6 protein-coding genes are annotated in these 7524 nt (G+C 44.7%); 4 read left to right on the forward strand and 2 right to left on the reverse strand.

Features of this window, described 5'->3' with window-relative positions; all coding sequences use genetic code 11:
- Nucleotides 1–2: 2 nt before the first annotated feature.
- Nucleotides 3–1409 (reverse strand): bifunctional UDP-N-acetylglucosamine diphosphorylase/glucosamine-1-phosphate N-acetyltransferase GlmU, encoded by a 1407-nt coding sequence (gene glmU / locus HY200_07340; GenBank protein ID MBI3594757.1) that lies wholly within the window; start codon nucleotides 1407–1409, stop codon nucleotides 3–5.
- A complete protein-coding gene (locus HY200_07345) occupies nucleotides 1406–2056 on the reverse strand; it encodes a DUF502 domain-containing protein (protein MBI3594758.1) in 651 nt (216 codons plus the stop codon). Before HY200_07345 ends, glmU begins: the two co-directional genes overlap by 4 nt.
- A gap of 216 nt (nucleotides 2057–2272) precedes the next feature.
- Here HY200_07345 and HY200_07350 point away from each other — a divergent pair, with 216 nt between their 5' ends.
- From HY200_07350 to metG, 4 genes are all read left to right on the forward strand, one after another.
- On the forward strand, nucleotides 2273–4111 hold the full coding sequence (locus HY200_07350; GenBank protein MBI3594759.1) for an AAA family ATPase: 1839 nt from the start codon (nucleotides 2273–2275) through the stop codon (nucleotides 4109–4111).
- A gap of 13 nt (nucleotides 4112–4124) precedes the next feature.
- The gene (locus HY200_07355) at nucleotides 4125–4790 is read left to right on the forward strand and encodes a dTMP kinase (GenBank protein MBI3594760.1); all 666 of its coding nucleotides are present in this window, start codon (nucleotides 4125–4127) and stop codon (nucleotides 4788–4790) included.
- Nucleotides 4780–5793: a DNA polymerase III subunit delta' gene (gene holB / locus HY200_07360; GenBank protein ID MBI3594761.1), complete on the forward strand. Its 1014-nt coding sequence runs from the start codon at nucleotides 4780–4782 to the stop codon at nucleotides 5791–5793. The genes HY200_07355 and holB overlap by 11 nt, the downstream gene beginning before the upstream one ends.
- Nucleotides 5793–7524: methionine--tRNA ligase (gene metG, locus HY200_07365; protein ID MBI3594762.1), on the forward strand; the 1732-nt coding region annotated here is incomplete at its 3' end. The genes holB and metG, both read left to right, overlap by 1 nt.

Below are 7524 nucleotides of genomic sequence, written 5' to 3' on the forward strand. Positions count from 1 at the left end.
GATTATTTCTCTTTTTTCTTTCTATTCTGTTTGTTCCTGTTTCGAATGACCCAGTCTTTCTTAATGATTTGTTTCATCCTGCTGAGCGCAAGGCTGTTCCGAGGTACGTCTTCGACAATCGTCGAACCCGCTCCAATGAGGCTGCCGTCTTCCACCCGAATCGGTGCGATCAACTGTGTATCACTTCCGATAAAGACATCGTCACCGATAATCGTCTGGTATTTTTGATGACCGTCATAATTACAGGTAATTGTTCCGGCTCCGACATTAACCCGCTTTCCCAGGATGGCGTCGCCAATATAGGACAAATGATTCACCTTGGAACCTGTTCCTATTTCACTCTTTTTGATTTCAACAAAATTCCCGATCCGGGCATTTTGATGGAGTAACGTGCCGGGTCGAATATGGGCAAACGGCCCGACAATCGCTCCTTCTTTGATTCTGGATTCCGAGATGACGCAGAATTCCTTAATCGTTGTTCCCTTTCCGATTTCTGAATTTGAAATGGTCACATGGGACCGGAGAATGCACTCTTCGCCCACGGAACTCCCGTTTAAAAGAAAAGTTCCCGGATAGATGATCGTATCTTTTCCAATGCTCACATCTTGATCAATATAGGTTGTTTCAGGATCAATCATCGTGACGCCTTCTTTCATCCAGCTCTCGGCAATCCGTTTTCTCAGACTTTTTTCCACCCTGGAAAGATCCAGACGGGAATTAATCCCCATGACCTCCTCCGAATCGACACACTTCAATGATTCTACTCTTTCCTTCGCTTGAACTCCGATCGCCAGGATATCCGTCAGGTAATACTCTTTTTGGGCATTCCTGGCCGTAATCCGCTTTAATCCATCGAACGCAAATTTGGACTGAATCAGGTAAATTCCGGAATTCACTTCCCGAATTTTCCTCTGGATGGGAGTGGCATCCTTCTCTTCGATAATTTTTTGCAGGATTCCCCGGCGGTTTCTGAGTATCCTGCCATAACCGAAGGGTTCTTCCAATTCTACGGTAAGGAGGGACAGCGTCGCGTTCTTGGATTGATGGTTTCGAATGAATGAGGTCAGCGTATTTTCTGAGATGAGAGGCGTATCGCCGTTTAAAATCAGAAGGGTCTTTTCACCTCCTGTATAGAGTTTATCCGCCTGGGCAAGGGCATGGCCGGTTCCCAGTTGTTTCTCCTGATAAACGAACTCAGCTTTCGGAAAAGCCTTGCGTACAACCTCCTTTACTTTTTCTTTCTGATATCCCAACACGATGACGATTCGGCCCAGAGGAAGGGATTTGACCCGCTCCAGGAGATGGAGAATCATCGGCTTCCCGCAGAGTGAATGGAGAACTTTGACCTGGCCCGATTTCATCCGAGTTCCGAGTCCGGCTGCCAGGACCACGATATCAACCGGCTTCAAGTGATCTCCCCGGACAACATCTCGGCCTTTTGAATAGGATGTTTGCCCTTTCCCGAAGGGGGATTATAGGCGCCGGTGGAGATAATCATCTTCATTCCTTCTTCCGCGGACATGGAAAGGGACTTCACTTCCTTTTCTGGAAACAGGAGCATATACCCTCCCGTCGGATTCGGGGTTGTCGGAACATAGACATTGATCAGGCGTTCTCCGGCACTCGACATGATCTCCTCATTCGGAATACCGGTTACAAATCCGATTGTAAAACAACCTTTTCTGGGAAATTCAACCAACACAACGCGGCTCAACTTTTCCTTATGCTGATTGGAAAAAGTGTCTACGATCGATTTAAAAAGAGAATAGATATTTCGTACTAAAGGAACTTTTTGGAGGAACTCCTCCCAGATTTGAACCAGCTTTCGACCAAAGATATTGGTCACCAGGACACCGCTTAGAAAAATAAGCGACAGAAGTAATATAATTCCAAACCCGGGAATATAAAAATTGAATTCACGTTGAAGGTATCCCCCCAACACGCCATCTAGGGAGGTAAACAGGGTTTTCAAGATCAGGTAGGTTCCCCACATCGGGGTAATTACAAGAAGGCCCGTAATAAAATACTTTCGAATAAATTGGCCCAACTTTGACAAGGAATTCATTTCCAGTAGGATAAGGTAAACCGGATGTTAGAATAAAAATAATACCTATTTTTTGCGGGCCACGCAAGTTCTTTTAAACCGAATCGTCTGCGGGAAGGCGTTTAATCGATCTGTCACGAGGCCCTATTTGCATTTTCCCACTTTTTGGATTATATTTTCATCTGAAATGAAATTGAAAGCTTCTAAAAATGGCATCCAAAATCTGTTATGACAATTGTCGAACTCGCCCTGATCAATATCCGCCACTTCAAAGAAGCAAAGAAGATCCTTTTAAAACCTGGATTCAACTTGTTACAGGGAGGAAATGGAGCTGGAAAATCGACATTATTCAATGTCTTTAGAGATATCTTTTTCCCGGACTATGAGGCCTATCCTCCAGACGGATCTTCCCAGGGGGCGATCTCCTTTAAATTGGATAATGGTGAAATTTACAGATTGCTCAGGAATTTTTCAAAGCATTCCGTCCAGCTTTACAAACTCGATCCAGGCGCCAATAAATTCTCGCTGATCGAGAAAGAACCCACCCAGATTCAAAACCTCCTCTTTTCATACCTGAAGCTGGAAAATTTCTCGAAAGAAATGATCTCTTCCTTCTTTTTTATCGGTCGATCTTCACTTCCCTCACAGTCACCATTAAGGAGAACGAGACCTGCATCCGCTGTCGCCATGAATGTCGAGAAGAAGATCGAGAATCCCTCGAATCTTAAAAATACTCTGGAAGAGCTCAAGAAAGAAGAAGCCAAAGCAGATTTGCTTGCCCAAAAAGAGAGTGAGATGCTCGATTATAAAGATAAGATATTTTCTATAAAAAGAACTTTAAACGAGCTGGAAACAGTTGAATCCGGACTTCTCGGCTTATCCGAGAAGGAAAAAATATTTTCGGGCTTTTCGACAGTTCCAAAAGATATCGGTCAAATCATTGACGATTATGAAAAGGCGATACTCGAGAAAAACAGTGAAGAACAGCAACTGATAGAAGAGAAAGAATTTATTGAACAACAATTATCGATGGATCAACAAAATCTCCTCCAAAATAAATTTCTTTGGGCCGGCGGGATGACCGTCGCTATTTTTCTTCTCCTCCCGTTCTTTCTGGACCTCGACGGCGTTTTAAAACAAATCGATCTGATCGGTCTCCTGGCCGGCATCGGTCTGGCCCTCTTCTCACTGATTAAGGATTTTAACAAAATCTCGCAAAGAAAAGTCTGGAACACGAAACTTGAAAATAAAAATAAAAATATCGAAATGTTAAATGCAAGATTTAACCGTGAACATGTCAAATACTTCGGTCTGCTTCAAAAAACCAATTCTGCCAGCAGGGAGGAATTTGAGACCAAACTGTCTGTTTATCGCCAGCTCAAAGAGGAGGAAGGAGCTCTTCTGCAGAAGAAACAGAGCCTACTCGTCCAAAAGTCAAAAGAGACTCTTCTATCCGAACTCAAGGAATCATCCGAGAAAGCGGATCTTTCCGAAAAGGAGATTAACAAGATAAAACCCGGAACGAAAGATCCTTATGTCATTCAGCAGGAAATTAAGACCCTGGAAGAATCTCTCGCAGCCGGAAATGCATCTTTTTCACTGGAGTCCGGTTCCCTCGCTCCCGAGGAAGGCATATCGTTACCCACAAATAACGCCTCCGGATCGATTTCTACCTTTCTTGAAAATGACTGGGACCTCCTCCTGAAACATTGCGGATTGGATCTTGTCCAAATGAATCAGGTTGTTCAGAAGATAGTCCATAGGATTGCAGGAGACCGTTTTGAGATTCAAATTGCAGAACAGGGCATGATCACATTGAATCCTCCCCAGGAAACTCTCAGCCCCGGGACACTTGACCAGATCTTTTGGTCCCTGGTAGTCTTTCGATTAGAGCTTTTAAGAAATATCACCTTTCCGCTTTTTCTGGATGATCCGTTAGTAACAATCGACCCGGCTCGCCAGGCCTTAATCATCGCCAGTTTAAGAGATCTGTCAAAAGGCAGACAGGTCATCTTCCTCTCCAATACCCCTTATCCCGTCGAATCGGCCAACTTAATCAAACTGTGAGATTTCAAACTTTATGAAACATCACACTCCGGTTGAAGAAAAGGGCCTTTTTATTACATTCGAAGGAATAGAAGGTAGCGGAAAATCAAGACATATCAAACAGCTGTTTGAAGAACTGGAAAAGGAGGGATATCCGGTCATCCTCACACGTGAACCCGGAGGAACAAGGATCGGCGAAAAACTCAGAAATCTCGTTTTGGAACCGGACCACAAAGAGATTGATCCCACCACAGAATTGTTACTTTATCTTGCGGCAAGGTCTCAGCATTTACACGAATTAATTCTCCCGGCCCTGCGGAAGAACAAGATTATTCTATGTGACCGGTTTCATGATTCAACCTACGCCTATCAAGGAGGAGGAAGAGGAATCGATTTTGGTCTCATCGATCCGATCATCCAGACCTTGTTTCATCAAATTAAACCTGATCTCACTTTTTTGCTCGATCTGCCGCCGAACCAGGCCCTGGAACGGGTACGGGAACGAACGGGTCGCTTGAACCGGATTGATGCGGAAAACATTGCCTTTCATGAAACTGTTCGTTCCAAATATCTCATGTTGGTCAATAAGGAACCTGAACGATTTAGAGTCGTGAATAGTTCGGGAGAGTACGCTGAAGTTCATCAGGAAATTAGAAAGGAAATCGCACTTCTTTTTAGACATTTTCGTCATGAAATTTGAAAGTCAACTCATCGGACACGCTGTTCCACAACAGATCCTCTATCAGGCACTCACTTCCCATAAAATGGGTCATGCGTATCTCTTTACGGGAGAGGATAAAATTGGAAAGAGAACGGTTGCCCTCGCCGTCGCTAAAACCCTGCTTTGCCCGAGTGCTATCCCTTTTTGTGGAAAGTGCCCTTCCTGCCTTAAAGGAAATCAAAAGATGCATCCTGATCTATTTGAAATTTCACCTGAAGGTCTATTTATTAGACTGAACCAGATCAGGCAAATTCAGGATCAAATGTCTTTGCATCCTTCTCTGAGTTCGAGAAAAGTCTTTATTCTGGATGACGCAGACCGGCTGAATCCCGAGGCATCCAATGCTTTTTTGAAATCACTTGAGGAACCCCCTGAGGATACCCATTTTATTTTAGTGACCTCCCGTCCGCAGGCACTTCTTTCCACAATTCTTTCACGATGCCAACAGATTCGATTTTCGACCCCGCCCCGGGAAGAGTTGGTCAATTTTTTGATGAGAAATAGGAAACTTTCCACTCAGGATGCCCGTCATCTGGCCAAACGCTCGGAAGGAAGAGTGGGCGTCGCAATCACCTATGATTTGGAGTCTTTAGATCAGGAGGATCTTCGTTATTTCATGCTGATCGATCCGGAAACGCTGAATTCACCCGGAAAATTATTTCAGTTGTCGGAAGAATTATCAAGAGACGCAGATCATTTCAGAAAGACAGTAGAGTGGATTTTGTCATTTATTCGAGATATGATCTATTGGAAAACCTGTCCGGAACCGGACTTGCTTATTTTGGACCGCCATCGGGAAAAGATAGAACAATTTTCAAGCCAATTTTCATTTGAGAAGTTGAATCGCACTTTCCTCATGCTGCTGAAGGTCGAAAAACTCATTCAAAGAAACATTAACCGGCCGTTGGCTCTTGAAAACGTCCTGTTTCATCTTCGTCCCTTCGATGATCGTACCCAAAGCGTGACAGATATGGTTACATGATGCCAAAGCCTTTTTATATCACTACGCCTATCTATTATGTGAATGATGTCCCGCACATCGGACATGCTTACACGACCATTGCGTCGGATGCAATGGCCCGATACCACGCTTTGTCCGGAGATTCAGTACGATTCCTGACCGGAACCGATGAACATGGACAAAAGGTCGAAGAAAGTGCAATCAAGAATGGTGAATCCCCGATCGCTCTGGCAGACCGGGTCGTATTAAGGTTTCAGAATCTCTGGAAACTCCTTAACATATCCAATTCAGATTTTATCCGAACCACGGAAACCCGCCACAGTAAAGCGGTACAGGCTTTTTTTCTGAAACTCTATGATAAAGGGGATATCTATAAGGGAGAATATGAGGACTGGTATTGCGTACCCTGTGAAACGTTTTGGACAGAGCTTCAGCTTCAAAACGGGAATTGTCCCGACTGCAATCGGCCTGTTCAAAAAATAAGGGAAGAGAGCTATTTCTTTCGACTATCGCGATTTCAAAATAGATTGCTGGATCATATCAAATCGCACCCTGATTTTATACGTCCGGAGAGCCGGAAAAATGAAATTGTTCGATTCATTGAGTCCGGGCTGAGAGATCTTTCAATCAGCAGAACAAGTTTTAAATGGGGAATACCTGTTCCCATCGATTCTCAGCATGTCATCTATGTCTGGCTGGACGCCCTGGTCAATTACCTGACCTCTGCGGGTTATCCCGATACTTCGTTTGCCCGGAACTGGCCTCCCCAAATCCAGATCATCGGAAAAGACATTCTGAGATTTCACGCGGTGTACTGGCCCGCCTTTCTGATGTCCGCTGAAATGCCGCTCCCGGAATCGATCTTTTCCCACGGCTGGTGGACGGTTTCTGGGGAAAAGATGTCAAAAAGCAGAGGGAATGTCGTAGACCCGTATCAGATGATTGAACGATATGGAAGCGACGCATTTAGATATTTCCTTTTGCGGGAAGTTCCGTTTGGCCAGGACGGAGACTTCTCGGAACAGGCTTTTATCAGCCGGGTCAACAGCGACCTTGCCAACGACCTGGGGAACCTGCTCAGCAGAACGCTCGTGATGATTGAAGAATATTGCGAGGGAAAAGTATTCGCATCCGATCCGGCCCTGGAAGGCAAAAATGAAAAAGCACTCCAAACCATGGCGCTGGGTCTGCTTCCCGTCGTAAGCCGGGCCATGGACAAATTGGAATTTCATGTCGCACTGCAAGAAATCTGGAAATTGATTGAATTCTCGAATTCCTACATCGAAGAGTCGGCTCCATGGAAGCTGGCAAAATTACCAGAAAATCTGCCAAGGCTCCGAATGGTCCTATACCACCTCGCCGAATCTTTAAGATTTCTCGGGTATCTCCTTGCGCCCTTTCTCCCAGTCAGTTCGGAATCGATATTAAGACAAATCGGACTGGCTCCACGATCCGAACCCCTGCTTTTTACAGAAACACTGGTTTGGGGAAAATTAAAGTCCGGCACACCTATTGAGAAAGGAAAATCCTTGTTCCCTAGAATCGAAACCAAAGGCACAGTATCTTCTGAAACATCTCCTGAGAAAGCTTCCTCACCCGTTGCTCCTCCCTCTTCACTTGTTTCAATTGAAGATTTTCTAAAAATAGACCTGAGAGCAGGAAAAATTATATCGGCGGAAAGAGTCCCAAAATCAGACAAACTATTAAAACTTCAAATCGATTTGGGCAGCGAAATCCGTCAGGTTGTTGCAG

The sequence above is a fragment of the Nitrospirota bacterium genome (genome assembly GCA_016194305.1).
GTDB lineage: Bacteria > Nitrospirota > Nitrospiria > JACQBW01 > JACQBW01 > JACQBW01.